This window comes from Klebsiella quasipneumoniae subsp. quasipneumoniae (assembly GCF_020525925.1).
Lineage (GTDB): Bacteria > Pseudomonadota > Gammaproteobacteria > Enterobacterales > Enterobacteriaceae > Klebsiella > Klebsiella quasipneumoniae.
The window spans coordinates 1,459,259-1,485,486 of sequence record NZ_CP084876.1 but is presented as its reverse complement, the minus strand read 5'-3'; the positions used below and the strand labels follow the sequence as shown (position 1 = coordinate 1,485,486).

The window sequence follows — 26,228 nt, the reverse complement described above, 5'->3', positions numbered from 1 at the left end:
GCCGTTTATTTCAGCGAACCTTTCAGAAACTGCTGCAGGCGCGGGCTTTTCGGCGCGCCGAACAGCGCGTCCGGATGCCCTTCTTCTTCAATTTTTCCCTGATGCAGGAAAATGACATGCGAAGAGACGTGGCGGGCAAAGCCCATTTCGTGGGTCACCACCACCATGGTTTTCCCCTCTTCCGCCAGCTGCTGCATAATGCGTAACACTTCGCCCACCAGCTCCGGATCCAGCGCGGAGGTCGGCTCATCAAACAGCAGCACCTCCGGCTCCATCGCCAGCGCGCGGGCAATAGAGACACGCTGCTGCTGGCCGCCGGAAAGATGCACCGGGTATTTCGCCTGCTGACGTTCGTCTATCCCGACCTTGGCCAGGTATTTTACCGCCCGTTCGCGCGCTTCCTGTTTGCTTAAGCCCAGCACCTGAATCGGCGCCTCCATGACGTTCTCCAGCACCGTCATATGGCTCCACAGATTGAAATGCTGAAACACCATGGTCAACCGGGTGCGCAGCAGGCGCAGCTGGTTCTTGTCGGCTACCTTCAGCTGGCCGTCTTTATCCCGTACCAGGCCAATATTCTGGCCGCTGACGACGATCGTGCCTTCGCTCGGTTTTTCAAGGAAGTTAATACAACGCAAAAAGGTACTTTTCCCGGAACCCGATGAACCGATGATACTGATAACGTCCCCGGCTTTCGCCTGCAGCGAGACGCCCTTCAGCACCTCGTGTTCCCCATAGCGTTTATGCAGATCGATAACGTTTAATTTATTGTCGGACATGGCGTTCTCAATGCGTTGAAGAAGGTTTGATATGCTGCAACCAGCGCTTTTCCGCTTTGCGGAACAAGCTAATCAGCACATACGAGATAATTAAATAGAGCACCGCGGCGATGCCGAAGGCGGTGAACGGCTGATAGGTGGCCGAGTTGATATCGCGGGCGATTTTCAGCAGATCCGGCACCGTGGCGGTAAACGCCAGCGCCGTTGAGTGCAGCATCAGGATCACTTCGTTACTGTAGGCCGGCAGCGCAATCCGCAGCGCGGAAGGCAGGATGATGCAGCGGTACAGTTTGACCGAAGAGAAGCCGTAGGCCCGCGCCGCTTCAATTTCGCCCGCCGGTACCGAGCGGATCGCGCCGGCGAAAATTTCGGTGGTATAGGCGCAGGTGTTCAGGGTCAGCGCCAGCACCGTACAGTTTAACCCGCTGCGGAAAAAGGCGTTCAGCAGTTCAGTGCCTTTGACGATTTCCAGGGTGTACATGCCGGAGTAAAAGACCAATAGCTGCACGTACAGCGGCGTGCCGCGAAATATGTAAGTAAACAGCCAGATGGGAAACTGGATGAACTTATTGCTCGAAACGCGGCCGATTGCCAGAAAGACCGCCAGGATGCCCCCCATGACCACCGAAGAGATCAGCAACCATAAGGTAATCGCCACGCCGGTAAAGCGATACCCGTCGGTCCACAGCAGTGATTTCCAGTACTCCTGAATAATTTCAATCACAGGTCAGCCCTCTTCACGCCAACGGTATAGCGGCGTTCGAGCAGCAGCAGTACGCCATTAGACAGGGTGGTAAACACCAGATAAATCAGGCCGCAGACGATGGCGAAGTAGAACGGCTGCCAGGTGCTTTTGCCCGCCAGCTGCGTGGCTTTGACCACATCCTCCAGCCCCAGCAGCGAGACCAGCGCCGTCGCCTTGAGGATAACCTGCCAGTTGTTGCCGATCCCCGGCAGCGCGTAGCGCATCATCGCCGGGAACAGGATGCGCCGGAACGTCTGCCCGCCGCTGAAGCCAAAGGCGGTGGCCGCTTCGATATGCCCCTTCGGCACCGCCAGGTAGGCGCCGCGGAAGGTTTCCGTAAAATAGGCGCCATAGATAAAGCCAAGGGTAATTATCCCGGCGATCATCGGGTCAATATCAAACTGCGACATGCCCAACGCGTCGGTGACGCTGTTGAGCGCAATCTGCAGGCCGTAGAAAATCAACAGCATCAGCACCAGGTCGGGGACGCCGCGGATCAGTGTGGTATAGCCTTCAAACACCAGCGCCAGAGGACGGTTGCTCGATAGCTTTGCGCCCGCGCCCGCCAGCCCGATCAGGACGGCGAGAACGACCGAGCTGAGCGCAAGCTCCAGGGTGACGAGCGCACCCTGCAAAATAACCTGTGAAAACCCATACAGCATGCTGCCTACCCTGTCTGTCATCCACCACTGCGCGTGAATCGGACGCGCAGTGGTGAGGCGTGAGAATTATTCGCCGTATACGTTAAAATCGAAATATTTTTTCGCCAGCTTGTCGTAGGTGCCGTCCTTACGCATCTCTGCAAACGCCTTATTCAGCGCTTCACGCAGTTCGTTGTCTTCCTTACGCAGCCCCATACCGGTGCCGACGCCGAACAGCTTTTCGTCTTTAATCGACGGACCGCCAAACTGGTAATCTTTACCGATAGGCTGTTTCAGGAACCCTTCGCTGGCCGCGACCTCATCCTGGAAAGCGGCATCAATACGGCCGGCGGTCAGGTCGGAATAGATATTGTCCTGTCCCTGATAGGAGACAATCTCGATACCTTTCGGCGCCCAGTGCTCATTACCATAAGTTTCCTGCGTCGTGCCCTGCAGCACGCCCACGCGCTTCCCCTTCAGAGTGGCGAGGTCCGGCGTCACGGGGCTGCCCTTTTTCACCACCAGACGCGAATCAGCCGCATACAGTTTGTCGGTGAAAGCGATTTCCTGTTGACGCTTTTCGGTAATCGACAGCGAAGACATAATCGCGTCGATTTTCTTCGCTTTTAAAGAGGGGATCAGCGCATCCAGCGGGTTTTCCACAAAGGTACATTGGGTATTAATACGCTTACACAGCTCTTTTGCCAGATCGATATCAAAACCCACCAATTCCCCCTGCGCATTCTTCGATTCGAAGGGAGCATAAGTCGGATCGGTACCGATACGAATTTTTTGCGGAATAGCGGCAAAGACCGTGGAAACGCTGGAAAGGGCCAGCGCTAAAGAGAGAGACAACGCCAGTTTTTTCATAACTATCCTCGACAGACTGTCATTCTAACGGGTTTATTAGAACTATTAACACCAGTTATCGTGCCATTATTCGCCCCTTGAGGGCAAAGATTTATGCACCAGAAAGGCCATTTTTTTGCATCACAAACGCTTAACTATGCATTTTTTAGCCACAAAAGCGGCCGCCTTTGCACTAAAATGAGCCACAGCGTCTGGCGATGCACCTTTTCAGGGCTTTTACACGAGCATGGCGGCAGGCCCACCCGATAGCGCGGGCCTGCGGCAGTCTTAGTCGCCGTAGACGTTAAAATCGAAGTATTTCTTCGCCATTTTGTCGTAGGTGCCGTCTTTGCGCATCTCGCCCAGCGCTTTATCAAACGCGGCTTTCAGCTCGGCGTCGTCCTTACGCAGGCCGATACCGGTGCCGTCGCCAAAGTACTTTTTGTCTTTAACCGACGGGCCGGCGAAGGCGAAATCTTTCCCGGCGGGCTGTTTGAGGAAGCCTTCGCTGGCGGCGACTTCATCCTGCAGCGCCGCATCCAGACGACCCGCGGAGAGGTCGGAATAGATCAGGTCCTGGTTTTGATAGGCCACCACGTCAACGCCCTGGCTGCGCCAGCGATCGTTAGCATAGGCTTCCTGCGTGGAGCCCTGCAGCACGCCGACGTGTTTACCTTTCAGCGCCTCCAGCGTCGGCTGGATCGGCGAGCCTTTGGCCGCGATCAGACGGGAGTCGGCGGCATAAAGCTTGTCAGAGAAGGCGATCTCTTGCTGGCGCTTCTCGGTGATGGAGAGCGAGGAGATGATGGCGTCAATTTTCTTCGCCTTGAGGGAGGGGATCAGGGAGTCAAAATCACTGCCGACCCAGGTACATTTCACCTTAATACGAGAGCACAGTTCATTGCCTAAATCGATATCAAAGCCAACAAAGTCCCCTTTCGCGTCTTTCGACGAAAACGGCGCATAGGTCGCGTCAGTGCCAATGCGAATGCTCTGCGGCAGAGCAGCGAACACGCTGGCCGTGCTGCTCATTCCCACGAGTAAAGAGAGAGCCAGAATCGTCTTCTTCATACAGTACCCTTAAGTGTCGTGATGTGGTGCGTTGCTTGTTATGGTGATTGCCGAGCAATCCTGCAGTTTTTGTGCCATCTTCCCGGTGCGTGCCGGGAACAGGGTTAAATTTGTTAAAATAAAGTTGCGGGATTGTCTTAAAAGGGAAGATACCAGCATTACTGGCGAAACCGCAGCGCCTGAGCGCAAAAAGACGAAATAAATGTCGAGGATTTGATCGGGGCGACAAATTTGCACCACCGCAGCGCAAGCGTACATTTCACGCACCTATTTGGTGCAATCCTGAGCTCCTTGCCAGCGAGTAAATAAGTCTTGTTCCAGGCTAATGTCGAACTGATCGAGCACCCGGTTGACGGTCTGGTTGATAACATCATCCAGGCTTTGCGGCCGATGGTAGAAGGCCGGCACCGGCGGCATAATCACCGCCCCCAGCTCCGCGGCCTGCACCAGCAGACGCAGATGGCCAAGATGGAACGGGGTCTCCCGCACGCAGAGCACAAGCGGACGACGCTCCTTCAGCACCACATCCGCCGCCCGCGTCAGCAGACCATCCGTGTAGCTATGGACAATACCCGAGAGCGTTTTCATTGAGCAGGGTAAAATCACCATCCCGGCGGTTTTAAACGAGCCGGAGGAGATGCTGGCGGCGATGTCGCGGGCATCATGCACCACATCAGCCAGCGCCTGTACTTCACGCACGGTAAAGTCGGTCTCCATCGCCAGCGTCTGGCGCGCCGCCTGGCTGAGGATCAAATGGGTTTCAATATCCGGCACATTCCGTAGCACCTGCAGCATCCGCACGCCATAGATGGCGCCGCTGGCGCCGGAAATGCCAATAATCAGTCGTTTCACGTTCAGTTACCCCTTGCGCGTCGTGCCGCAGACTTTGCCGGATTATAGCCGTTGGCGCAACCATTGACGCACGGTTGCCGGGCGAAAAAAAGGCCCGCCTTCCATCAGGAACGGCGGGCCCGCGACGCGCGAACGGCTTAACCCTCGTTGTGCATCTCGAGGTTTTCGACTTCGTTCTGCAGCTGAACCGCTTTGGCATCATCGTTACGCAGGGAATCGAGGTAGTCGAGGTACTGCTGGTCGACATCCCGGGTGACGTATACCCCGTTGAACACTGAGCATTCAAACTGCTGAATATCCGGATTTTCCGCGCGCACCGCTTCGATCAGATCGTTGAGATCCTGGAAAATCAGGCCATCGGCGCCGATGATCTGGCGGATCTCATCCACTTCGCGGCCATGGGCGATGAGTTCGTTGGCGGTCGGCATATCGATACCGTACACGTTCGGGAAACGAATTTCCGGCGCGGCTGAGGCCAGATACACTTTTTTCGCCCCTGCTTCGCGCGCCATCTCGATGATCTGCTCCGAGGTGGTGCCGCGGACGATGGAATCGTCCACCAGCAGCACGTTCTTATCGCGGAACTCCGCACGGTTGGCGTTGAGCTTGCGGCGCACAGACTTACGACGCAGCTGCTGACCCGGCATGATAAATGTGCGGCCGACGTAGCGGTTCTTCACGAAGCCCTGACGATAAGGCTTGTCAAGGATGCGGGCGATCTCCAGCGCGATATCGCAGGAGGTCTCCGGAATCGGGATAACGACGTCAATATCCAGATCTTCCCACTCGCGGGCAATCTTTTCGCCAAGCTTAGTCCCCATATTGACGCGGGCGCTGTAGACGGAAATTTTGTCGATAAACGAGTCCGGACGGGCAAAATAGACATACTCGAACAGGCACGGGTTGCTAACCGGGTTATCGGCGCACTGACGGGTAAACAGCTGGCCCTTCTCGGTAATATAAACCGCTTCGCCCGGCGCCACATCGCGCAGGAATTCAAAGCCAAGGGTGTCAAGCGCCACGCTTTCCGAGGCCACCATATACTCGGTGCGGCCATCGCCTACGTCACGTTTGCCCAGTACCAGCGGACGAATGCCGTTCGGGTCGCGGAAGGCCACCATGCCATGACCGATGATCATCGCCACGCAAGCGTACGCGCCGCGGATCAGGCGGTTGGTCGCCGCAATCGCGGCAAAGATGTTGTCCGCTTCCAGTGGGTAGTGACGGAAGTTATCCAGCTCACTGGCGAAAATATTGAGGAGGATTTCGGAATCTGAGGTGGTATTGATATGGCGGCGTTTTTCTTCAAACAGCTTTTTACGCAGCTCATGGGCGTTGGTCAGGTTGCCGTTATGCGCCAACGTGATGCCATACGGCGAGTTGACGTAAAACGGCTGCGCTTCGGAGGCGCTGGAGCTGCCCGCCGTGGGGTAACGCACGTGGCCAATCCCCATATTGCCCTGCATACGCTGCATATGGCGGGCTTCGAATACGTCGCTTACCAGCCCGTTAGCCTTACGCAACCGGAAGCAGTTGTTGGCATCAATGGTGATGATGCCAGCGGCATCCTGTCCACGGTGCTGGAGCACCGTTAGCGCATCATAAATCGACTGGTTAACCGGCATAACACCGGCGATACCGACAATACCGCACATACGTCTTTTCCTCGTTCAGCAACGACCCAAAGTCTATACTTTAGGCAAGAAACTTGACGAGCTTTGCAGGTATTCAAAAAACCATCTGATGACGGGGGTAAAATAGGGAATAAACTGCGACTGCTGCCAGTCATCGCTCTTCGCCATCCCGGTAAAGGTGTCAAGGAAGAACAGGATAGCGGCGATGATCAGCACCCCACGTAGCGCGCCGAAGCAGATCCCCAATACCCTGTCGGTACCTGACAAACCGGTCTTCTCCACCAGCTGGCCTATCACATAGTTCACGATAGCGCCAACGATGAGCGTCACGATAAACAGCGCCGCAATAGCAATCCCATTTCGAACCCGTTCATCCTCAAAGCCCGTAAACCAGACAGACAGGTCAGCGTAGTAGTGGCTGGCGACATAAAACGCGCAACCCCACGTGACTAACGATAAAGCTTCGCGAACGAAGCCGCGGATCAGGCTGACCAGGCAAGAAAGACCCAGCACCGCCATAATGGCGTAATCAATCCAGACCATATACGTCCCACGATTTTACGCCCTGTCGTCCAGTTCGGGGCGCATTCTAACAGAAAAAGAAAACGTTTGCGTAGGGATTTCCTTGCCCTACAGAAATAAAAATGGCGCTGAAAAAACATTCAACGCCAGACTGCCTTTCGCCTCTTCAGGGCGGCTGAGACAGGGTTTGCGGGGCGTTTAGCCCCGCCGCGTTCTCTCCGCATGGCGGAAAAAAACCATCAGTTCGGGGTGAAGCCCATCACCACCCCGCTGAGCCCGGAGATCTGTTGCAGATCGCCCAGCTGGCCCTTCAACTTGTCTTTTGACGCATCCGGGCCGACGAGGATACGGGTAATTTTACCCTGTACCGGCGTCGAAGGCGACGTATAGACTTTGAAGCCCGATGCCCGTAGCTTACCGACGATCTCGTTCACCTTATCGGCGTTCTTCAACGCGCCCAGCTGGACCACATAGGCCTTGCCGGTCGGCGCCGGCAGGGCCGCCTGCTGCTGCGGTGGTTGCTGCTGCTGAGGCTTAGCCGGCGGAGGGGTAGGCGTAGCAGCCTGCTGTTGCGGCTTCGGCTGCGGCTTCGGCTGGGGTTTAGGCTGCGGTTTCGCGGCAACCACCGGCTCCTGAACGTCATCGAAGCTGTTGCTGTTCACCGGGATACGCGACGGATCTAACGATGGCGCAGCGGCATCGCCAGCCCGCACCTCCTCCGCCGCCCCTTCCGGCGGCTGCGAAGGCAGCGCCTGAGTCGCCGCCGGCAGCATATCCGGTTCATCGCGATCGCCGGGTTTCGGCACCAGCGGGATCGCGGCAAACTCATCCTGATAATGCTTTTTCTGCCCGTCCAGCAGCCCTGGCAGGATAATCACCCCCAGCGCCACCAGCACGATTGTCCCGACTAAACGGTTCTGAAACTTACTCGCCACCGATTCTCCCCGCGTCAATCTCTTCCATTACCTGCGCTACCGTGTGAAATGAACCACACACCAGCACTGTATCTTCCGCTTGAGCGTCAGCCATGGCCGCGCGCCATGCCTGCGCCACGCTGCTATAGACTGTGCCGCCACGCAAATGTTCCACCAGCTGCTCCGCCGTCGCCCCGCGCGGACCCTCCAGCGGCGCGCAGTACCAGACGTCAACTTCCGGCGTCAGATTGGCCAGCGTACCGGCGATGTCCTTATCATGCAGCATACCAATAACCGCCAGCACGCGTCCCGTTTTCGCTAACGTTTTGAGACGCCCGGCGAGATAAGCCGCCGCGTGCGGGTTATGCGCCACATCGAGGATCACCCGCGGGGCGTCGCTGATTATCTGAAAGCGTCCCGGCAGCATCGCGTCGCGGATCCCCGCGCGCAGGATAGCGTCATCCACGGCAAGGCCGCTGGCGCGCAGCGCAGCCACGGCCGTGGCGGCATTCGGCAACGGCACCTGAGGCAGAGGCAGGCGGCTTAACGCCCCGCCCGCGTCGCGGAAGGACCATGTCTCGCCTTCCACCTCATAGCGCCAGTCGACGCCGCGGCGCTGGAGCAGCGCGCCCTTCTCGCGCGCCACTTCAGCAATGGTGTGCGGCATATCCGGCTCCCCTACCACCGCCGGTTTACCGGCACGGAAGATACCGGCTTTCTCCCGGCCGATACTGTCGCGATCCGGTCCCAGCCAGTCGGTATGATCGAGGGCGATGCTGGTGACCACGGCGACGTCGGCATCCACGATATTGGTGGCGTCGAGACGGCCGCCGAGGCCCACCTCCAGGATCACCACATCCAGCTGCGCCTGCTTAAACAACCATAGCGCAGAGAGCGTGCCGTACTCAAAATAGGTCAGCGAGATGTCGCCCCGCGCCGCTTCAATCTCCGCAAACGAGGCCGTATGCGCTGCCTCCGGCAGTTCCGCGCCCTGAATGCGCACGCGTTCGGTGTAGCGCACCAGATGCGGAGAGCTGTAGACACCCACTTTATAGCCCGCCGCCATCAGGACCGTTTCCAGCGTGCGGCAGGTGGTGCCTTTGCCATTGGTGCCCGCGACCGTAAAGACGAACGGCGCCGGTTTGACGATATCCATCTGCCGCGCGACCTCGCTGACGCGCGCCAGCCCCAGGTCGATGGTTTTACTGTGCAGATGTTCCAGATAAGAAAGCCACGTAGCCAGGGGCGACGTGGCCTGAGGAATAGGATCTTTTTCCATGATGCCCGCAAGAATTGACGGTTAACGCGTTTGAATAAAAAAGGGCAGCGCCGCCAGGCCCTGCCCTCTGCTTTATCAGGCCTCGGGTTCCTGATCCGGTGCCGGCGGCACCACCACGCCTTCATGAGGCGTTTCCGAAGCGGCAACCGGCGCCGGCAGGTTCATCAGCTTCGCCAGAATGCTGGCCAGCTTGAGACGCATTTCCGGACGGCGAACGATCATATCGATCGCCCCTTTTTCAATCAGGAACTCACTGCGCTGGAATCCCGGCGGCAGCTTCTCACGTACGGTCTGCTCAATGACGCGAGGACCGGCAAAGCCGATCAGCGCTTTCGGCTCGGCAATGTTCAGGTCGCCCAGCATCGCAAAGCTCGCCGATACGCCGCCCATGGTCGGGTCGGTCAGCACAGAGATGTACGGTAATCCGCGCTCCTGCATTTTTGCCAGCGCCGCGGAGGTTTTCGCCATCTGCATCAGCGACATCAGCGCTTCCTGCATACGGGCGCCACCGGAGGCGGAGAAGCAGATCAGCGGGCAGTTATCTTCCAGCGCCTGCTCCACCGCGCGCACAAAGCGTGCGCCAACGACGGAACCCATCGATCCCCCCATAAAGGAGAATTCAAAGGCCGCGGCCACCACCGGCATCGCGTAGAGCGTACCTTTCATCACCACCAGCGCGTCTTTTTCGCCCGTCTCTTTTTGAGCGGACGCCAGGCGGTCTTTGTATTTTTTTGAATCGCGGAACTTCAGCACATCTTTTGGCTCAAGTTCGCTACCCAGTTCCACCAGGGAACCTTCATCCAACAGGCTATGCAGGCGATTACGCGCCGACATGCGCATATGGTGATCGCACTTAGGACAAACCTCCAGGTTGCGCTCCAGCTCGGCGCGGTAGAGTACCTGACCGCAGCTGTCGCACTTGGTCCATACACCCTCAGGAATGCTCGCCTTGCGGGTGGGAGTGATGTTGCTTTTAATTCGTTCAATCCAGCTCATTGATAACCTTTCTGCCTGAACCTGGTCGATGCCAGTTTTGTCGTAAGGGGCGCATAATGCCATTTTTGCCTCTTACAGACCATGAATGTTGCACATTAAATCATATCATCCCGGAACATGGGATAAAAAAGTGGTCAAACCGCTGCGCGTGACGCTCGTGCACCGTCACGCGCAACGCAGGCTAAACTACTTCGCCTGCTTCGCCGCCGCCCGCTTATGGCGAATAATCTCAATCACGCCCGGCAGGACGGAAAGCACGATGATCGCCACGATCAGCAGCTTCAGGTTCTCCTGCACCACCGGCAGATCGCCAAACAGATAGCCGGCGTAGGTGAACAGCAGCACCCACAGCAGCGCCCCGACGACGTTATAGGCCGCAAAATGACGATAGGACATATGCCCCATTCCCGCCACAAACGGCGCGAAGGTTCGGACTATCGGCACAAAGCGCGCCAGGATAATGGTTTTTCCGCCGTGACGTTCGTAGAAGCTATGGGTTTTATCCAGATAGCTGCGACGGAAAATCTTCGAGTTCGGGTTGCTGAACAGCTTTTCGCCGAACAGCCGGCCAATGGTGTAGTTGACCGCATCGCCGACGATAGCCGCGATGACCATCAGCAATACCATCAGGTGGACATTCAGATCGTTGGTGGGCAGGGCCGAGAGCGCGCCCGCGACGAACAGCAGGGAATCCCCCGGCAGGAACGGCGTTACCACCAGCCCGGTTTCGCAGAACAGAATCAAAAACAGAATGGCATAAACCCAGACGCCATACTGGGCGACCAGCTCGGCCAGGTGCACATCAATATGCAGGATGAAATCAATTAAAAAGTGAATCAAGTCCATGTTTGTCTTTACCCTTAATGACCCTATTAGTCCGCCAGAAACAGCGGGCCCATTGGCAGCACCGGTAAATCATAATGGGCCGGGTAATCCACCGACACCAGATACAACCCTTCCGCTTTTGCCGTTGCCGCAGCGAGCGTCCTGTCTTTTGCTGCCAGCAGTTCTGCCATCCAGCTCTCCGGCTGGTTTCCGGCCCCGATTTCCATCAGGCTGCCCACAATATTCCTGACCATATGATGTACAAAGGCATTCGCTTTGATATCCACCACCACATAAGCGCCGTAGCGGGTAACGTTAATATGCATCACGTTGCGCCACGGGGTACGCGACTGGCACTGCACCGCGCGAAACGAGGTAAAGTCATTCTCCCCCAGCAGACACTGTGCGGCACGCTGCATGCGCGCGGCGTCGAGCGGCTGGTGAAAATGCGTGACGCCCTGACTTAATACCGCCGGACGCAGGCGATGATTATAGATGACGTAACGATAGCGGCGCGCCGTGGCGCTGAACCGGGCGTGAAAATCCGCCGGGACATGTTTGACCCAACGCACCGCGATGTCACCAGGTAAATTCGCATTTACCCCCAGCGTCCAGGCGGCATCTTTACGCTGCGCCCGGGTTTCGAAATGCACCACCTGGCCGGTGCCATGGACACCGGCGTCGGTGCGGCCAGCGCAAAAGACGGTAATGGGTTCGTTCGCCACCTGCGAGAGCGCCTTTTCCAGCTTCTCCTGCACGCTGCATACTTCGTTTTGCCGCTGCCAGCCGTAATATTTGCTACCGTCGTACTCGATGCCCAGCGCGATTTTACAGACCGGCTGTTGCTCCATCTCAGACATCAGTACAGGTACTCCTCAATCAGCTTCTCGGCGATCTTCACCGCCATCAGCGCGCCGCCGAAGCGGACGTTATCCGCCACCGACCAGAACTGGACTTGCTCCGGCATACCGTAATCATTATGCACGCAGCCGATGGAGAGACGGGCGTTGCCGGAGGCGTCGCCAACCTGAGTGGGGAATTCGCCCTCTTCAGAAAGTTCGATCTCCTCGCCGCGGGTAAAGGCGTCACGCGCCTCTTCCGCCGCCAGCGGACGCATCGCTTCAAAGTTCACCATCTGCGCATGGCCGTAGAAGACCGGCGACTGGACGACGCTGGCGGAGATCATCAGCCCGTCATCCTGAAGAATTTTGCGCGCTTCATCGACGATACGGCGCTCTTCGCGCACGCTACCCTCACGATCCGGCAGCAGCGGCAGCATGTTGAACGCCAGCTGACGGCCAAAGAAATCGTCTTCATCGATGGGGATGCCGTTCAGCAGCTTGGCGCTCTGCCCTGCCAGCGCATCCACCGCTTTTTTCCCCTGCCCTGAGGCGGAAAGCAGGTTAGTGACGCTAATGCGCGACAATCCACCCTGATCGATAAGCGGCTTCAGCGCCGTCAGCAGCTGGCTGGTCAGACTGTTGGGCACCGCAATCAGATTGCGGTTGCGGTAATCGCCTAACACGAACGGGTTCACGTCCGGCACCACCAGCGGTACGTCCGGCTCCAGCGCAAACAGGCCGCTGAGATCGATAACCAGGCACCCGGCGTTTGTCGCTTCTTCGACATACGCCGCGCTGGCTTCGACACCTGCGGCAAAGAAGGCCAGCTGGGCCTGGGTCCAGTCAAACTCGGCGGCGTCCTTGACGATCACCGACTTGCCACCAAAACGCAGATGTTCGCCCGCGCTTTCATTGCGCGCCAGAGCAAAAATCTCCCCCACCGGGAACTGGCGTTCAGCGAGAGTTTCGAGCAGGGCTTCGCCTACGGCGCCCGTTGCGCCCAGTACGGCAATATTCCAGCCTTCAGACATGGTGGTTTACTCCAGAAATAAAGCGGCCCTGCCGGAGTATCCGGCAGGGGCATTAAGAAGATATTAACGAACAGGATGATGCACGGCGTTAAAACCGAGCTGGCGCAACAGCGTCGCCGCCTGCTCATCGCTGCACTGCACGTACAGCGAAGACCATTCGCGACGTTCCTGATAATTTTTACGCAGCTTGTCGAATTCACCGGCGACGCCCGCCACCTTCCGCAGCGGCGCATCATCGCGGCGCACATCATACACCAAATGAACCAGTCTTTTCAGCGTCGGCTGATCGAGCGGGCCATGCAGGGTGATGCGGCCAAACTCCGGGGCCGGCAACAGGGTATCCAGCGCCACCTGTTGCGGATGGCCGATAAAGGCGCTATAGGCTTCGAATACCTGCGTCGTCCCGCGCGCCTTCCCTTCAAGGGTGTAGCCGGCGATGTGCGCCGTGCCGATATCTACCCGCTTGAGAAGCTCTACGTTGAGATCCGGCTCCGGCTCCCAAACGTCCAGCACCACGCTCAGGGACTGACCGGCTTCCAGCCGTTTCAGCAACGCGGCGTTATCCACCACCGACCCGCGGCAGGCGTTGATCAAAATCGTTCCGGGCTTCAGGCGGCTAATCAGCGCCTCATCAGCCAGATGCAGCGTTTTATATTGCCCTTCTTTATACAGCGGGGTATGGAAGGTGATGACATCGGCCTGCTGGACCAGATCGTCAAGGGAGCGGAAGTCGCCTTCGTCGCCGCGGTCAGCGCGCGGCGGATCGCAGAGCAGGGTTTTGATGCCCAGCGCCTCCAGACGCTTTTGCAGCCGCCCGCCGACGTTACCGACGCCGACAATCCCGACGGTGCGATCGCGCAGCGAGAAGCCGTCACGTTCGGCCAGCATCAGCAGCGATGAAAAGACATACTCCACCACCGCAATGGCGTTACAGCCTGGCGCTGCGGAGAAACCAATCCCCGCCTGCTGCAGCCACGCCTGATCGACATGATCGGTGCCTGCGGTCGCGGTGCCGACGAACCTGATGGCCTTGCCGGCAAGCAATGCTTCATTGACCCGGGTGACCGAGCGCACCATTAAGGCATCCGCATCGGTCAGGGCATCGGCCGGGACCGGGCGGCCCGGGATCGCCTGCACGTCGCCTAAACGGCTAAAAAGCTCACGGGCATAGGGCATATTTTCATCAACGAGGATTTTCACAGTTCAGTACCTGTCTGAGAACGAGAGTTAACCGGGGAAGTGTGCCATAATCTGGCCGCCAGGCATACTCATCACCTGGTTCCAGCACCGCGATATCGAAAGGATGAATCATGACGCACCCCCTTGCAGATATGCCAGACCGTCCTCCAGGGCGAGGCCCATCAGGCACTGCCGCCACCGGCGAACCTTCGCTTTCCATGCAGCAACGCACCGTCCTGGAGCGACTGATCACGCGCCTGGTGGCGCTGACCTCGCAGCAGAATGCGGAAGTGTGGGCCTGCGTCAAACATGACCTCGGACTGAAAGGCGACACGCCCCTGCTGGCCCGCCATTTCAGCGCCGCCGAGGCCAGTCTCAACCAGCGCCTGGCCGCCGCGCAGGACAATCATCATCATCGCCAGACCCTGGCGCAGCTCAGCGATCTGCTCGGCCAGGGCAATAACCGCCAGGCGGTGAGCGATTATATTCGTCAGCATTATGGGCAAACGGCGCTGCATGCCCTCAGCCAGTCGCAACTGGAGAACATTCTGCATCTGCTGCAGCGCGGTCAGCTGTCGATCCCGCAGCCGCAGCAGCGCCCGCCGACCCTTCGTCCACTGCTGCCGGCCGAGCACAACACGCTCAATCAGCTGGTGACTAAGCTGGCGGCCGCCACCGGCGAACCAAGCAAACTGATTTGGCAGTCCATGCTGGAACTTTGCGGCGTCAAGTCCGGGGAGCTGATCCCGGCGACGCACTTCACGCCGCTTTCGTACTGGCTGCAGGCGCGGCAGACGCTCAGCGCGCAAAGCGCGCCCACGCTTACCTCGCTGCAGGGGGCGCTCAAGCAGCCGCTGGAGGCCGCGGAGTGGCAGAAGATTGTCGACTTTGCCCGTCGCAACTGGCAGGTCACGCCCCAGACCACGCTGAGCCCGGCGCAGATCCTGGCGCTGCTGAATAAGGTGTTTGTGCTGCGGGTAGCCCGCGCCCAGGAGACGCTGGCGATCCCGCAGGAGGAGCCCGTGACCCGGCGGACATGGGCCGTTAAGCCTTGGCAGCTGGCGCTGGGCGCGGTTGTCCTGCTCCTGGTGCTGTGGCTCCTGCTGTAGCCGAGCAGGCACTGGCGGCGTTCACGGCACCCTTTCATGCCAAACGCCGCAGTGCTGACTACGGCGATTTCTGGCCTGACAACAACCTAGCGGCGAAATGAGATGAGGGTGACGAGGATCCCCAGCACCGCGCAGAGGGCGCCGGCAAGGAATACCGACGAGTAGCCCAGCGAAGTGGCCAGCAGACCGGTCAGCGGCCCGGTCAGGCCATAAGAGATATCCTGAAAGGCCGCATAGCCGCCGAGCGCAGTGCCGCGCACCTGCGCCGGGACGCGCTTCACCACCTCCACGCCAAGCGAGGGGAAAATAAGCGAACAGCCGCATCCGGTCAGCGCCGCGCCGGCCAGCGCCACCCAGACGCCGGGCGCCAGCCCCAGCAGCGTCAGACCGACCGCCTCTATCAGCAGCGAGACCATCGCCACTTTAACGCCGCCAAACCGATCCGGCATCCAGCCAAACAGCACCCGCATCAGCACAAAGGCGCCGCCAAACGCCGTCAGGGTAAATCCGGCCATCGGCCAGTTCTGGCTGGCAAAATAGAGAGAAACGAAGGTGCCGATCGCCGCAAAACCGACGCCCTGCAGGCCCAGGCCAATACCCGGCCGCCAGATCATGCCGATGACGCTCCACAGTGAAGGCCGCTCACCGCCGTGCGCCGCCACTTTGCGCACCGTGCCGTTGATGAGCAAGGCGACAAGCGGTAGTCCCATGGTGACGCAGGCCAGGACCGCCACGCCAAAGTGGCTGTAAATTAACAATCCCAGCGGGGCGCCCACCGCCAGCGAGCCGTACATCGCCATGCCATTCCATGACATCACTTTGCCGGAGCGGGCCGGCCCCACCAGCCCCATCCCCCAGCTCAGGTTGCCGGTCAGCAGCTGGCTTTCGCCAAACCCGAGGATCAGGCGGCCCAGCAGCAACAGGCCCAGCTTCGCTAACACCGGCAGCGGCAGCAGCGCAGCGGCCAGCCAGGCCGCGCCGGCCAGGGCGCAGGCCAGCATCCCTTGCAGGACGGAGCGTTTGGCGCCGTACTGGTCTGCCAGGCGCCCGGCGTAGCCGCGGGTAAGAACGGTGGCGAGGAACTGGATCCCCACCGCTACGCCGACCATGGTGTTACCCAATCCCAGCTCCTGATGGACAAACAGCGGGATCACCGGCAGCGGCAAACCGACGGTCATATAGGTCAAAAAGACGGCGAGCGTAATGCGAAAAAGCGACAAATTCGCGGATGAATGAGATGTTGTTTCAGTGACTGCGGACATGCATTACTCCAGATTCGCAGAGTAAGGCGAGCAAAGCGACACGCCCCCTCCACCTGACTATCAGGGTTAAGGCGCGTTGGTTGACGTTAAACGCTTACGCATTAGTGGAGAGACTAATGGATCCGCCAGCAGTGTGCCTGCGGGCTCTTACCCTGTCAAGATGACAAAAAAGGGGAGCCGGTGGCTCCCCTCAGTGCATCGCGTGCCGATTAGGCGTTGTATTTACGCATCACCAGCGTGGCGTTGGTGCCGCCAAAGCCGAAGCTGTTGGACATCACGGTGGTCAGCTTAGCGTCAGTCGGTTTGGTGACGATGTTCAGGCCGGCAGCCTGCTCGTCCAGCTCTTCGACGTTGATGCTCGGCGCGATAAAGCCGTGCTCCAGCATCAGCAGGGAGTAGATAGCTTCCTGCACGCCAGCAGCGCCCAGCGAGTGACCGGTCATTGCTTTGGTCGCCGAGATAGCCGGGCTGTTGTCGCCGAACACTTCGCGGATCGCGCCCAGCTCTTTCACGTCGCCGACCGGCGTGGAAGTACCGTGGGAGTTCAGGTAGTCGATCGGGGTATCAACGCCGTGCATCGCCATCTGCATGCAGCGCACTGCGCCTTCACCGGATGGGGCTACCATGTCTGCGCCATCGGAGGTTGCGCCGTAGCCGACGATTTCCGCATAGATGTGCGCGCCGCGCGCCAGGGCGTGTTCCAGCTCTTCCACCACGACCATACCGCCGCCGCCGGCGATAACGAAGCCGTCACGGTTGGCGTCATAGGTGCGGGAGGCTTTTTCCGGCGTGTCGTTGTATTTGGTGGACAGCGCGCCCATGGCGTCGAACTCGCAGGCCATTTCCCAGCACAGCTCTTCGCCGCCGCCGGCAAAGACGATATCCTGTTTGCCCAGCTGGATCTGCTCTACCGCGTTACCGATGCAGTGTGCGGAAGTGGCGCAGGCGGAGCTGATGGAGTAGTTAACGCCGTGGATTTTAAACGGCGTGGCGAGGCAGGCGGAAACGCCGGAAGCCATCGCTTTGGTGACCACATACGGACCCACGGCTTTCAGACCACGCGGGCTGCGCATGGCATCGGCGCCGAAGACCTGGAATTTCGGGGAGCCGCCGCCGGAGCCTGCGATCAGGCCGACACGCGGGTTATTCTGGTATGCTTCCGGCGCCAGACCTGCGTCGGCAACGGCCTGTTCCATGGACAGGTAAGCATAGATGGAGGCGTCGCTCATGAAGCGCACTACTTTGCGGTCAATGAGGCCAGTGGTATCCAGTTTGACGTTGCCCCATACGTGGCTGCGCATCCCTGAATCTTTCAGCTCCTGAGAGAAAGTGATCCCTGAACGTCCTTCACGCAGAGATGCCAGGACTTCCTGCTGGTTATTACCGATGCTGGAAACGATGCCCAAGCCAGTAATCACTGCACGTTTCATTAAATACCTCTGTAAGTCGCACTATTTTAAGTTTCGTGTCGCACGATAGCGTACACTTGTACGCCGAACAAGTCCGATCAGACATTTTGTGTATAAATTTGCGCCCTCAGGCACACATCGCTAAGATCGCGCTACGCCTTGTGATTCGAGTAACTTACGTGAAACAAAACGCTATACAACCCGCCAACCTGGAATTCAATGCTGAGGGTACACCTGTTTCCCGAGATTTTGACGATGTTTACTTTTCCAATGACAACGGTCTGGAAGAGACACGCTACGTCTTTCTCGGCGGAAATCGCCTGCCGGAGCGCTTCTCCAGCCACCCTCGCCCACTGTTGATCGTCGCGGAGAGCGGCTTCGGCACCGGGCTCAATTTCCTCACCCTCTGGCAGGCGTTTGACGTTTTTGTTCGCGATAACCCGGACGTTACCCTGCAAAGGTTACATTTCATCAGTTTTGAGAAATATCCGCTGAAGGCGGAAGATCTCCGCCTGGCGCACAAGCGCTGGCCAGAGCTGGCTCCATGGGCGGAACAGCTGCAGGCGCAATGGCCTTCGGCCTTCGCCGGATGCCATCGTCTGCTGCTCGACGGCGGACGGGTCACGCTCGATCTGTGGTTTGGCGATATCAACGAGTTGACCAGAGAGCTGGATGATTCGCTGAATCAGCAGGTGGACGCCTGGTTTCTCGACGGCTTTGCCCCGGCGAAAAATCCCGACATGTGGACCCAGGATCTGTTCAATGCCATGGCGCGCCTGGCGCGTCCCGGCGGGACGCTGGCCACTTTTACCTCCGCCGGTTTTGTCCGCCGCGGTCTACAGGAAGCCGGGTTTACCCTGCGTAAAACCAAAGGCTTCGGCCGCAAACGGGAGATGCTGACCGGCGAGATGGCGCAAACGCTGACCTTTCCGGCGCGCGCGCCCTGGTTCGCCCGCCCCGGGAGCGAGGCCCGCGAGGCGGCCATCGTCGGCGGCGGTATCGCCAGCGCCCTGCTCTCCCTGGCGCTGCTGCGTCGCGGCTGGCAGGTGACCCTTTACTGTGCGGACGACGCCCCGGCGCAGGGCGCCTCCGGTAATCGCCAGGGCGCGCTCTACCCGCTGTTAAGCCAGCACGATCCGGCGCTGGCGCGCTTTTTCCCGGCCGCCTTTACCTTCGCCCGCCGCACCTACGACGCGCTGCCGGTGCTGTTCGATCATCAATGGTGCGGGGTCACCCAGCTTGGCTGGGATGAAAAAAGCGCACACAAAATCAATCAGATGCTGGCCCTGGAGCTGCCCCCTGATATCGCCTGCGCGGTGACGGCGGAGCAGGCCGCGGAGCTGACCGGCGTCGAGACCGGCTGCGGCGGCATAACCTATCCGGCCGGCGGTTGGCTGTGCCCGCAGCAGCTCACCGCCGAGCTGCTGGCGCTGGCGGCGACTCGCGGACTGCACGTGCATTATGGTTATCAGGTCGAGACGTTGAGCGCGGAGGGCGATGGCTGGCTGCTCAACCGGCAGCGCTATCATCAGGCGGTCGTGCTGGCCAACGGCCACCGCATATCGGATTTTGCGCAAACCGCGCCGTTGCCGGTCTACCCCGTTGGCGGCCAGGTCAGCCATATACCCACTACCCCGCGGCTTTCCGCCCTGCGCCAGGTGCTGTGCTACGACGGCTACCTGACGCCGCAGAATCCGCAAAATCAGCAGCACTGCATTGGCGCCAGCTACCATCGCGGCAAAACCGACACCACCTTCAGCGAAGAAGATCAGCAGCACAACCGGCAACGGCTGATCGACTGCTTCCCGGGCGCGGAGTGGCCGCAGGACGTGGATATTAGCGCCAGTGACGCCCGCTGCGGCGTGCGCTGCGCCACCCGCGATCATCTGCCGATGGTCGGCAACGTGCCGGACTATGCGGCGACATTGACGCAATACGCCAGCCTCCACGAACGGCAGGATAACGCCGGTAGCGCGCCGGTCTTTCATAACCTGTTTATGCTTGGCGCCCTCGGATCGCGAGGCATTTGCACCGCGCCGTTAAGCGCTGAGCTGCTGGCGGCGCAGATGAGCGCAGAACCGCTGCCGCTGGATAGCGGCACCCTGGCGGCGCTGAATCCGAATCGGCTATGGGTGAGAAAACTGCTGAAGGGAAAAGCGGTGAAGTAACAGCGCAAGGGGAGAAAAATCCCTGGGAAGCGCGACATTCCCGGCCTCATCCGGGCGACCAACACGGTAGCCCGGCGAAGCACAGCGCAAACAGGGTAAATCCTGGTTGCGCCGTTAGCGTGTCGGATGGCGCTACGCTTATCCGACCTACATCATGGATCAGGCCTGATTTTTCGCCTGCTGATACAGGTTTTCCCACATGCCCTGCACCAGAATTTGGTCCGGCGGCGACAGTTCGCCAGCGCCGATGGCTTTCTCCAGGCTATGGCTGACTTTGCTGTGTACCGCTTCCGCTGAATGTTCGCCCTCACCTTCCAGCTCAGCCACCGCCAGCGTCAGGTGGCCGCGCAGATAACCGCCGGCAAACAGTTCATCATCACTGGCGTGGTCTACCATGTTGTCAATCAGCGCCAGAATGCGTGATTCAAACTCCGCGATCATCATCTTACCTCTTGTCATGTAATGTGTGGCCTTAGTGCAGGTCTTCCGGCCACGGAAAGTGTTCTGCCGTCAATGGCGGCGTTTGATAATAGTGTTGTAATGCGCGAATAAGACGCGCCGGACGTTCGGGGATCCCTTGTTCAAGCAGAGTCATCACCCGGGCATGTACCCGGCGCTGAAAGGCGATGCGATCGGGTTCAACGTCACCTTCCAGATTGTCGCAGCTGACGTTAAACGGAAATCCCGCCGCCACGCAGAACAGCCACTCCAGGGCCTGCGGTTTCACCTCCACGTCCTCAAACTGGCTTTGGGTCATCGCATCGCGGCCGTCCGGACAGTACCAGTAGCCAAAATCCACCAACTCGCGGCGGGCTTTGCCGGCGATGCACCAGTGGGAGATCTCGTGCAGAGCGCTGGCAAAAAAACCGTGCGCGAAGACGATACGGTGATATGGCGTGTCATCGTCCGCCGGGAGGTAGATCGGCTCATCGTCGCCTTTCACCAGGCGAGTATTAAAATCTGCGGCAAAGCAGCTGTTGAAGAGGTCAATAAGCTGCTGATAATGGTGTTGCTGTTGCATTAATGAATTCCCAACCACTGCAAAATCTCAGCCCCGTGGCTGTCGTAGAGAAGTTTCGCGCTCATCACCGCCGAAACGATAACGATCATCGGTCGGATCAGCGATTGCCCTTTGCTCAGCACCAGCCGGGAGCCGGCGCGGGCGCCAATAAACTGGCCGGCCATCATCACAAAGCCGGTGGCCCAGATAACCTTTCCGCCGATAATAAACAGCAGCAGGCCGCCGACGTTCGAGGTGGCGTTGAGCAGTTTGGCGTGGGCCGTCGACTTCGCCAGGTTAAACCCGGCCAGAGTGACAAACGCCAGCGCATAAAACGAACCGGCGCCGGGGCCGAAAAAGCCATCGTAAAACCCGACGCTGCCGCCGGCGACCAGCGCAAACGGCAGGCCGTAGAGACGACGCTGTCGGTCCGCTTCGCCCAGTTTCGGCATCAGCAGAAAATAGAGACCGATGCCGATCACCAGCAACGGCAGGATCTGCTTAAGAATATCGGACTGCACGTGCTGGACCAGCAGCGCGCCGGCGGTTGAACCGATAAAGGTCATCAGAATATTCAGCTTCTGATCGGCGAGATTGACCACCTTGCGGCGGACAAAATAGAGGGTCGCCGACAGCGATCCGCCGCAGGCCTGCAGCTTATTGGTCGCCAGCGCCTGGGCCGGCGGCATACCGGCGGCCATTAGCGCCGGCACGGTCAGTAAGCCCCCGCCCCCGGCCAGTGAGTCAATAAAACCGGCCAGGATGGCGACAAAGAAAAGCACCACCAGCACTAGCGGCGATACGGAAAACAACTCGATAAAACTATCCATTACAGCACATGCTCATCCAGTAGCGCCTGGCAGGAAGGCGGCAACGGCGGCGGCGTCTTCTTCACAGGTGGGGTAGACCCGGGTTTAGGTGGCTCGAACCAGCTCTGCAGCTCCGCACCGCAGCCATCGCCGGCCGGCGGCGGCGCCTGATCTTCGCACTCCAGGCTGCCCGCCGGGCAGCGCAGACGGACGTGCATATGGGCGCGATGCTGGAACCAGGGACGAACTTTGCGCAGCCACTGGCGGTCGTTGCCCGCATCCAGACACAGCTGCTGTTTAATCGCCGGGTTGACGAAGATGCGGGTCACTTCGCTATCTTCCGCCGCCAGCTTGATCAGCTGGCTGATTTGCGGACTCCACAGCGACGGCACCACGCGTTTGCCATCGCTGGCGACCAGATCCAGGGCCTGCGGCTTCAGCAACTGGGACGATGTCCAGCGCGTCTGCGGCAGCTGGAGGAAGATATCGACATCGAGGCCCGTCTGATGGCTGGCGTGGCCGCCGTTAAAGCGGCCGCCTGCCGGCATCCCCATGTCGCCAATCAGCACGGTCCCCATGCCTTTATTGTGCACCTGATTGCTCAGGCGCTGAATAAACTGAACCAGATCCGGATGACCGAAGTAGCGACGCTGATCGGTACGCATCACCTGATAGCCGGCGGCGTTCAGCGGCAGCGCCTCGGCGCCAACGATACAGCCATTGGAGAACGCGCCAATCGACTGCGCGCTGCCGCCAATTGGCTGGGATATCTTCTGCCATGGCGTGGCGGCCAGGCTGCCGGCGCTGGCCAGCAGCGCCAGCAGGGCGATAACGGTGTTTTTCATGGTTACCAGCGTGGAATTGTCGTCGTCACGTCGCCATTCTGCGCGCGCTGACGCATAAAGTGATCCATTAAGACAATCGCCAGCATCGCCTCAGCGATCGGTACGGCGCGTATGCCGACGCACGGATCGTGACGCCCTTTGGTGATCATCTCCACCTCTTCGCCAAAGCGGTTAATGGTATGACCGGGAACGGTAATACTGGAGGTCGGCTTCAGCGCGATGTTGGCAACGATCTGCTGACCGCTGCTGATGCCGCCAAGAATGCCGCCGGCGTGGTTGCTCTGGAATCCGGCTTTGGTGATCTCATCGCGGTTTTCGCTGCCGCGCAGCTTCACCACGTCGAAACCGTCGCCAATCTCCACGCCTTTCACGGCGTTGATGCTCATCAGCGCGTGGGCGATATCGGCGTCAAGGCGGTCAAAGACCGGCTCGCCAAGGCCCGGCGGTACGCCGTCGGCGACGACGGTCACTTTGGCGCCAATGGAGTCGCCCTCTTTTTTCAGACCGCGCATCAGTTCATCGAGAGCGTCGATTTTCTCCGGGTCCGGGCAGAAGAAAGGATTCTGTTCAACCTGATCCCAGTCTTTAATGGCCAGCGGAATGTCGCCCATCTGCGTCAGGCAGCCGCGAATGACGATGCCGAACTTCGCGGCGAGGAATTTTTTGGCAATCGCCCCGGCCGCCACGCGCATCGCGGTTTCGCGGGCGGAGGAGCGACCGCCGCCGCGATAGTCGCGCAGACCATACTTTTGCTCGTAGGTGTAATCCGCATGGCCAGGACGGAACAGATCTTTGATCGCGCCGTAATCCTGCGAGCGCTGATCGGTGTTCTCAATCAGCAGCCCGATACTGGTCCCGGTGGTGACGCCTTCGAAGACGCCGGAGAGGATTTTGACCTGATCCGGCTCGCGACGCTGCGTGGTGTAACGCGAGGTACCCGGGCGACGACGATCGAGGTCGTGCTGCAGATCGGCTTCGGTCAGCGGAATGCCCGGCGGCACGCCGTCAACGATGCAGCCCAGCGCCAGGCCGTGCGACTCGCCGAAGGTGGTGACGCGAAAGAGTTGTCCAATTGTATTTCCTGCCATCACGGCTCCATTCTTTGTCGTTATGTTGGCGTGTTGTTTTTTTTAGTCTTTATAAATACCGAAGTGCGCGCGAGCGTCAATCAGCTGCTGTTTGGTCAGCATAAAGACGCCGTCGCCGCCGTTATCAAACTCAAGCCAGGTAAACGGCACGTCCGGATACTGCTCCATCAGATGTACCATGCTGTTACCGACTTCACAAATCAGAATCCCGTCGTCGCTGAGATAATCCGGCGCATTGCCGAGGATGCGGCGCGTCAGCTTCAGGCCATCGCTTCCGGAGGCCAGACCCAGAACCGGCTCATGCTCATACTCTTCCGGCAGATCGGCCATGTCCTCTTCATCGACATACGGCGGATTAGTGACGATCAGATCGTATTGTAGCTTCGGCAGGTCGCGGAACAGGTCGGAACGGATCGGCGTCACGTGATGGATCAGGCCATGGGATTCCACATTGTGCTCGGCGACGGCCAGCGCGTCCGGGGAGATATCCACGGCGTCGACTTCAGCTTCCGGGAAGGCATAGGCGCAGGCAATGGCGATGCAGCCGCTGCCGGTGCACATATCAAGAATATGCTGCGGCTTATGGGTAATCAGCCCGGCAAACTGGTTATTGATCAGTTCGCCGATCGGGGAGCGCGGCACCAGCACTCGCTCATCGACGTAAAACTCATGGCCGCAGAACCACGCTTTGTTGGTCAGATAGGCGACGGGAATACGCTCGTTCACGCGGCGAATCACCCGCTCTACAATGCGGTGTTTCTCGCTGGAGGTCAGGCGCGCAGTGCGCATATCTTCCGGAATATCCAGCGGCAGATACAGCGAAGGCAGCACCAGCTGTACCGCCTCGTCCCATGGGTTGTCAGTCCCGTGACCGTACCAGATATTAGCAGCGCTGAAACGGCTTACCGCCCAGCGCAGCATGTCCTGAATGGTATGCAGCTCATTGACTGCCTCATCAACAAAAATTTTATCCACGACATCCTCCAGGGCACACTCTGCTATAAATTCGGCGGCTAGTGTGCCATGAAGACGGCGATAAATCAGCATTCTTGCGTGGGGTGGCGGGGGAAAAAACAGGTTTTCCTTGCCCGAAGGGATATTGAGTCGGGTAAACTAGCGCAAAGTATTAATGAGAGCGGACAATGAAAAAGAAGACATCGCTTAGCGAGGAGGATCAGGCGCTGTTCCGTCAGCTGATGACCGGCACGCGGAAGATCAAACAGGACACCATCGTTCACCGCCCGCAGCGCAAGAAAATCACCGAGGTTGCCCCTAAGCGTCTGCTGCAGGAACAGGCCGACAACAGCCACTATTTTTCCGATGAGTTTCAGCCGTTACTGAATACCGAAGGCTCGACAAAATATGTCCGCGCCGACGTCAGCCATTTTGAGCTGAAAAAGCTGCGCCGTGGGGATTATTCGCCGGAACTGTTTCTCGATCTGCATGGGCTCACCCAGCAGCAGGCCAAACAGGAACTGGGCGCGCTGATTGCCGCCTGCCGCCGCGAGCATGTGTTTTGCGCCTGCGTGATGCACGGGCACGGTAAGCACATTCTCAAACAGCAAACCCCGCTGTGGCTGGCGCAGCATCCACACATCATGGCTTTTCATCAGGCGCCAAAAGAGTACGGCGGTGACGCCGCACTGCTGATTCTGATTGAGGTCGAGGAGTGGCAACCGCCGGAGCTGCCTTGACGGCGAGCTCCGGGGTCGTCAGATGGCGTTGGCCATCTTGAGATTGCAGGGGCTTTTCTGCCAGAGGTATTCACCCTTGCCGTCGGCGTCCAGATTAACGCAGGCGATAGCCGAGGTGGTGAACATCGGGGGCGTTTCCCCCGGGCACAGCTCTGAGACCAGGTACCCCACCAGCGGCAGGTGGGAGACGACCAGCGCCGTCGCCACGCCTTCATTTGCCAGCGCCTGCAGATAGGCGCTCACCATTCCCACATCGCCGCACGGCGTGAGTTCCGGCATCACGTCGACATGTTTCGGCAGGTTCATGCACTCCCCAACAATATCCAGCGTCTGTTCCGCACGCAGATAGGGACTGACAAGAACGCGCTCAATATCCACTTTTTGACCTTTCAGCCAGGTTGCCATCTGACGAGACTCATCACAACCGCATACGGTTAATGGACGAACCGAGTCGCTGGCTGCATCGAGGGCAGCGTCGCCGTGACGCATAATAAAAACTTGCATATTGCACCGCTTTTGTTAACCAGAAGCACCGTAGTTTGGCCTGCGAAGACAATACGCAGGTGACCCGGTGGCCGGGCATTGTGCCTGATCCATTCAACGAATGAAACGCTGTTTTTTACCTCAATGGCGTAAGTATAGTCAATGATTGTTTACAAAACAGCCAATCAACAGCGTCATCCGC

At 59.0% G+C, this 26,228-nt stretch carries 28 protein-coding genes; 4 read left to right on the top strand and 24 right to left on the bottom strand.

Going from position 1 to position 26,228, the window contains the following annotated elements; translation table 11 throughout:
- Nucleotides 1-5: 5 nt before the first annotated feature.
- From hisP to argT, 5 genes are all read right to left on the bottom strand, one after another.
- Nucleotides 6-779 carry a histidine ABC transporter ATP-binding protein HisP gene (gene hisP, locus LGM20_RS07350; protein ID WP_002913206.1) on the bottom strand — a complete coding sequence of 258 codons (774 nt, stop codon included), beginning with the start codon at nucleotides 777-779 and terminating at the stop codon, nucleotides 6-8.
- A gap of 7 nt (nucleotides 780-786) precedes the next feature.
- Nucleotides 787-1,503, bottom strand: coding sequence for a histidine ABC transporter permease HisM (gene hisM, locus LGM20_RS07345; RefSeq protein WP_002913207.1), 717 nt, complete (start codon nucleotides 1,501-1,503; stop codon nucleotides 787-789).
- Nucleotides 1,500-2,186 (bottom strand): histidine ABC transporter permease HisQ, encoded by a 687-nt coding sequence (locus tag LGM20_RS07340; protein ID WP_023290521.1) that lies wholly within the window; start codon nucleotides 2,184-2,186, stop codon nucleotides 1,500-1,502. Before LGM20_RS07340 ends, hisM begins: the two co-directional genes overlap by 4 nt.
- A 66-nt stretch (nucleotides 2,187-2,252) precedes the next feature.
- Nucleotides 2,253-3,035: a histidine ABC transporter substrate-binding protein HisJ gene (hisJ, locus tag LGM20_RS07335; RefSeq protein ID WP_002913209.1), complete on the bottom strand. Its 783-nt coding sequence runs from the start codon at nucleotides 3,033-3,035 to the stop codon at nucleotides 2,253-2,255.
- 267 nt (nucleotides 3,036-3,302) lie between these two features.
- Entirely contained in the window at nucleotides 3,303-4,085 is a 783-nt protein-coding gene (gene argT / locus LGM20_RS07330; RefSeq protein ID WP_004180753.1) for a lysine/arginine/ornithine ABC transporter substrate-binding protein ArgT, read from the bottom strand.
- A gap of 40 nt (nucleotides 4,086-4,125) precedes the next feature.
- Between argT and LGM20_RS07325 the strand changes: the two genes are divergently transcribed.
- Nucleotides 4,126-4,287: a hypothetical protein gene (locus LGM20_RS07325; protein WP_044524273.1), complete on the top strand. Its 162-nt coding sequence runs from the start codon at nucleotides 4,126-4,128 to the stop codon at nucleotides 4,285-4,287.
- Nucleotides 4,288-4,352: 65 nt separating this feature from the next.
- Here the strand turns inward: LGM20_RS07325 and LGM20_RS07320 are convergent, their stop codons facing one another.
- The 10 genes from LGM20_RS07320 to pdxB all read right to left on the bottom strand — a co-directional run bounded on the left by LGM20_RS07320 (nucleotide 4,353) and on the right by pdxB (nucleotide 14,180).
- Entirely contained in the window at nucleotides 4,353-4,937 is a 585-nt protein-coding gene (locus tag LGM20_RS07320; RefSeq protein ID WP_044524274.1) for a UbiX family flavin prenyltransferase, read from the bottom strand.
- 137 nt (nucleotides 4,938-5,074) lie between these two features.
- Nucleotides 5,075-6,592 (bottom strand): amidophosphoribosyltransferase, encoded by a 1,518-nt coding sequence (gene purF / locus LGM20_RS07315; protein ID WP_004180758.1) that lies wholly within the window; start codon nucleotides 6,590-6,592, stop codon nucleotides 5,075-5,077.
- 33 nt (nucleotides 6,593-6,625) lie between these two features.
- Nucleotides 6,626-7,114, bottom strand: coding sequence for a colicin V production protein (gene cvpA / locus LGM20_RS07310; RefSeq protein ID WP_023290523.1), 489 nt, complete (start codon nucleotides 7,112-7,114; stop codon nucleotides 6,626-6,628).
- A 218-nt stretch (nucleotides 7,115-7,332) separates the two neighbouring features.
- The gene (gene dedD / locus LGM20_RS07305; protein ID WP_023290524.1) at nucleotides 7,333-8,028 is read right to left on the bottom strand and encodes a cell division protein DedD; all 696 of its coding nucleotides are present in this window, start codon (nucleotides 8,026-8,028) and stop codon (nucleotides 7,333-7,335) included.
- A complete protein-coding gene (gene folC / locus LGM20_RS07300; RefSeq protein WP_023290525.1) occupies nucleotides 8,018-9,286 on the bottom strand; it encodes a bifunctional tetrahydrofolate synthase/dihydrofolate synthase in 1,269 nt (422 codons plus the stop codon). Before folC ends, dedD begins: the two co-directional genes overlap by 11 nt.
- A gap of 75 nt (nucleotides 9,287-9,361) precedes the next feature.
- Nucleotides 9,362-10,282, bottom strand: coding sequence for an acetyl-CoA carboxylase, carboxyltransferase subunit beta (gene accD / locus LGM20_RS07295; protein WP_004201773.1), 921 nt, complete (start codon nucleotides 10,280-10,282; stop codon nucleotides 9,362-9,364).
- A 186-nt stretch (nucleotides 10,283-10,468) separates the two neighbouring features.
- Complete coding sequence (locus LGM20_RS07290) at nucleotides 10,469-11,128, bottom strand: DedA family protein (RefSeq protein WP_002913221.1); 660 nt, start codon at nucleotides 11,126-11,128, stop codon at nucleotides 10,469-10,471.
- 26 nt (nucleotides 11,129-11,154) lie between these two features.
- On the bottom strand, nucleotides 11,155-11,967 hold the full coding sequence (gene truA / locus LGM20_RS07285) for a tRNA pseudouridine(38-40) synthase TruA (RefSeq protein ID WP_044524276.1): 813 nt from the start codon (nucleotides 11,965-11,967) through the stop codon (nucleotides 11,155-11,157).
- Nucleotides 11,967-12,980 carry an aspartate-semialdehyde dehydrogenase gene (locus tag LGM20_RS07280; protein WP_044524277.1) on the bottom strand — a complete coding sequence of 338 codons (1,014 nt, stop codon included), beginning with the start codon at nucleotides 12,978-12,980 and terminating at the stop codon, nucleotides 11,967-11,969. The genes truA and LGM20_RS07280 overlap by 1 nt, the downstream gene beginning before the upstream one ends.
- A 63-nt stretch (nucleotides 12,981-13,043) precedes the next feature.
- On the bottom strand, nucleotides 13,044-14,180 hold the full coding sequence (gene pdxB, locus LGM20_RS07275) for a 4-phosphoerythronate dehydrogenase PdxB (RefSeq protein WP_044524278.1): 1,137 nt from the start codon (nucleotides 14,178-14,180) through the stop codon (nucleotides 13,044-13,046).
- 110 nt (nucleotides 14,181-14,290) lie between these two features.
- On the opposite strand from pdxB, the gene flk reads away from it, so the two are divergent.
- Nucleotides 14,291-15,268, top strand: a complete 978-nt coding sequence (gene flk, locus LGM20_RS07270; protein WP_023290531.1) for a flagella biosynthesis regulator Flk — start codon at nucleotides 14,291-14,293, stop codon at nucleotides 15,266-15,268.
- Nucleotides 15,269-15,354: 86 nt separating this feature from the next.
- On the opposite strand, the gene LGM20_RS07265 is transcribed toward flk, so the two are convergent.
- Together LGM20_RS07265 and fabB are read right to left on the bottom strand one after the other, a co-directional pair.
- Nucleotides 15,355-16,530: an MFS transporter gene (locus LGM20_RS07265; RefSeq protein ID WP_044524279.1), complete on the bottom strand. Its 1,176-nt coding sequence runs from the start codon at nucleotides 16,528-16,530 to the stop codon at nucleotides 15,355-15,357.
- A 209-nt stretch (nucleotides 16,531-16,739) separates the two neighbouring features.
- Complete coding sequence (fabB, locus tag LGM20_RS07260) at nucleotides 16,740-17,960, bottom strand: beta-ketoacyl-ACP synthase I (protein ID WP_002913291.1); 1,221 nt, start codon at nucleotides 17,958-17,960, stop codon at nucleotides 16,740-16,742.
- A 158-nt stretch (nucleotides 17,961-18,118) separates the two neighbouring features.
- Between fabB and mnmC the strand changes: the two genes are divergently transcribed.
- Nucleotides 18,119-20,107: a bifunctional tRNA (5-methylaminomethyl-2-thiouridine)(34)-methyltransferase MnmC2/FAD-dependent 5-carboxymethylaminomethyl-2-thiouridine(34) oxidoreductase MnmC1 gene (mnmC, locus tag LGM20_RS07255; RefSeq protein WP_044524373.1), complete on the top strand. Its 1,989-nt coding sequence runs from the start codon at nucleotides 18,119-18,121 to the stop codon at nucleotides 20,105-20,107.
- A gap of 159 nt (nucleotides 20,108-20,266) precedes the next feature.
- Here mnmC and LGM20_RS07250 read toward each other — a convergent pair whose 3' ends face one another.
- From LGM20_RS07250 to prmB, 6 genes are read right to left on the bottom strand one after another with little or no spacing between them, the layout of a single operon-like run.
- Complete coding sequence (locus LGM20_RS07250; protein ID WP_023290534.1) at nucleotides 20,267-20,548, bottom strand: YfcL family protein; 282 nt, start codon at nucleotides 20,546-20,548, stop codon at nucleotides 20,267-20,269.
- Nucleotides 20,549-20,579: 31 nt separating this feature from the next.
- The gene (locus LGM20_RS07245) at nucleotides 20,580-21,128 is read right to left on the bottom strand and encodes an elongation factor P hydroxylase (protein ID WP_023290535.1); all 549 of its coding nucleotides are present in this window, start codon (nucleotides 21,126-21,128) and stop codon (nucleotides 20,580-20,582) included.
- Nucleotides 21,128-21,937 (bottom strand): sulfite exporter TauE/SafE family protein, encoded by an 810-nt coding sequence (locus LGM20_RS07240; protein ID WP_004201787.1) that lies wholly within the window; start codon nucleotides 21,935-21,937, stop codon nucleotides 21,128-21,130. The genes LGM20_RS07245 and LGM20_RS07240 overlap by 1 nt, the downstream gene beginning before the upstream one ends.
- Complete coding sequence (mepA, locus tag LGM20_RS07235) at nucleotides 21,937-22,761, bottom strand: penicillin-insensitive murein endopeptidase (RefSeq protein ID WP_023290536.1); 825 nt, start codon at nucleotides 22,759-22,761, stop codon at nucleotides 21,937-21,939. The genes LGM20_RS07240 and mepA overlap by 1 nt, the downstream gene beginning before the upstream one ends.
- A gap of 2 nt (nucleotides 22,762-22,763) precedes the next feature.
- Nucleotides 22,764-23,849, bottom strand: a complete 1,086-nt coding sequence (gene aroC / locus LGM20_RS07230) for a chorismate synthase (RefSeq protein ID WP_044524280.1) — start codon at nucleotides 23,847-23,849, stop codon at nucleotides 22,764-22,766.
- 42 nt (nucleotides 23,850-23,891) lie between these two features.
- Nucleotides 23,892-24,824: a 50S ribosomal protein L3 N(5)-glutamine methyltransferase gene (gene prmB, locus LGM20_RS07225; protein WP_023290538.1), complete on the bottom strand. Its 933-nt coding sequence runs from the start codon at nucleotides 24,822-24,824 to the stop codon at nucleotides 23,892-23,894.
- A gap of 167 nt (nucleotides 24,825-24,991) precedes the next feature.
- On the opposite strand from prmB, the gene smrB reads away from it, so the two are divergent.
- Nucleotides 24,992-25,543, top strand: coding sequence for an endonuclease SmrB (gene smrB, locus LGM20_RS07220; protein ID WP_004201792.1), 552 nt, complete (start codon nucleotides 24,992-24,994; stop codon nucleotides 25,541-25,543).
- An 18-nt stretch (nucleotides 25,544-25,561) separates the two neighbouring features.
- Here the strand turns inward: smrB and sixA are convergent, their stop codons facing one another.
- Nucleotides 25,562-26,047: a phosphohistidine phosphatase SixA gene (gene sixA / locus LGM20_RS07215; RefSeq protein WP_004201794.1), complete on the bottom strand. Its 486-nt coding sequence runs from the start codon at nucleotides 26,045-26,047 to the stop codon at nucleotides 25,562-25,564.
- Nucleotides 26,048-26,228 lie beyond the last annotated feature (181 nt).

What these genes read in the sequence shown, in the direction of transcription:
- LGM20_RS07325 (WP_044524273.1), top strand. Translation starts at nt 4,126, where the DNA reads ATGGTGATTGCCGAGCAATCCTGCAGTTTTTGTGCCATCTTCCCGGTG.
- aroC (WP_044524280.1), bottom strand. Translation starts at nt 23,849, where the DNA reads ATGGCAGGAAATACAATTGGACAACTCTTTCGCGTCACCACCTTCGGC.
- truA (WP_044524276.1), bottom strand. Translation starts at nt 11,967, where the DNA reads ATGTCTGAGATGGAGCAACAGCCGGTCTGTAAAATCGCGCTGGGCATC.
- LGM20_RS07340 (WP_023290521.1), bottom strand. Translation starts at nt 2,186, where the DNA reads ATGCTGTATGGGTTTTCACAGGTTATTTTGCAGGGTGCGCTCGTCACC.
- flk (WP_023290531.1), top strand. Translation starts at nt 14,291, where the DNA reads ATGACGCACCCCCTTGCAGATATGCCAGACCGTCCTCCAGGGCGAGGC.
- sixA (WP_004201794.1), bottom strand. Translation starts at nt 26,047, where the DNA reads ATGCAAGTTTTTATTATGCGTCACGGCGACGCTGCCCTCGATGCAGCC.
- LGM20_RS07240 (WP_004201787.1), bottom strand. Translation starts at nt 21,937, where the DNA reads ATGGATAGTTTTATCGAGTTGTTTTCCGTATCGCCGCTAGTGCTGGTG.
- purF (WP_004180758.1), bottom strand. Translation starts at nt 6,592, where the DNA reads ATGTGCGGTATTGTCGGTATCGCCGGTGTTATGCCGGTTAACCAGTCG.
- LGM20_RS07290 (WP_002913221.1), bottom strand. Translation starts at nt 11,128, where the DNA reads ATGGACTTGATTCACTTTTTAATTGATTTCATCCTGCATATTGATGTG.
- LGM20_RS07250 (WP_023290534.1), bottom strand. Translation starts at nt 20,548, where the DNA reads ATGATCGCGGAGTTTGAATCACGCATTCTGGCGCTGATTGACAACATG.
- hisJ (WP_002913209.1), bottom strand. Translation starts at nt 3,035, where the DNA reads ATGAAAAAACTGGCGTTGTCTCTCTCTTTAGCGCTGGCCCTTTCCAGC.
- smrB (WP_004201792.1), top strand. Translation starts at nt 24,992, where the DNA reads ATGAAAAAGAAGACATCGCTTAGCGAGGAGGATCAGGCGCTGTTCCGT.
- LGM20_RS07265 (WP_044524279.1), bottom strand. Translation starts at nt 16,530, where the DNA reads ATGTCCGCAGTCACTGAAACAACATCTCATTCATCCGCGAATTTGTCG.
- LGM20_RS07280 (WP_044524277.1), bottom strand. Translation starts at nt 12,980, where the DNA reads ATGTCTGAAGGCTGGAATATTGCCGTACTGGGCGCAACGGGCGCCGTA.
- argT (WP_004180753.1), bottom strand. Translation starts at nt 4,085, where the DNA reads ATGAAGAAGACGATTCTGGCTCTCTCTTTACTCGTGGGAATGAGCAGC.
- cvpA (WP_023290523.1), bottom strand. Translation starts at nt 7,114, where the DNA reads ATGGTCTGGATTGATTACGCCATTATGGCGGTGCTGGGTCTTTCTTGC.
- LGM20_RS07245 (WP_023290535.1), bottom strand. Translation starts at nt 21,128, where the DNA reads ATGCAACAGCAACACCATTATCAGCAGCTTATTGACCTCTTCAACAGC.
- hisP (WP_002913206.1), bottom strand. Translation starts at nt 779, where the DNA reads ATGTCCGACAATAAATTAAACGTTATCGATCTGCATAAACGCTATGGG.
- mepA (WP_023290536.1), bottom strand. Translation starts at nt 22,761, where the DNA reads ATGAAAAACACCGTTATCGCCCTGCTGGCGCTGCTGGCCAGCGCCGGC.
- folC (WP_023290525.1), bottom strand. Translation starts at nt 9,286, where the DNA reads ATGGAAAAAGATCCTATTCCTCAGGCCACGTCGCCCCTGGCTACGTGG.
- accD (WP_004201773.1), bottom strand. Translation starts at nt 10,282, where the DNA reads ATGAGCTGGATTGAACGAATTAAAAGCAACATCACTCCCACCCGCAAG.
- fabB (WP_002913291.1), bottom strand. Translation starts at nt 17,960, where the DNA reads ATGAAACGTGCAGTGATTACTGGCTTGGGCATCGTTTCCAGCATCGGT.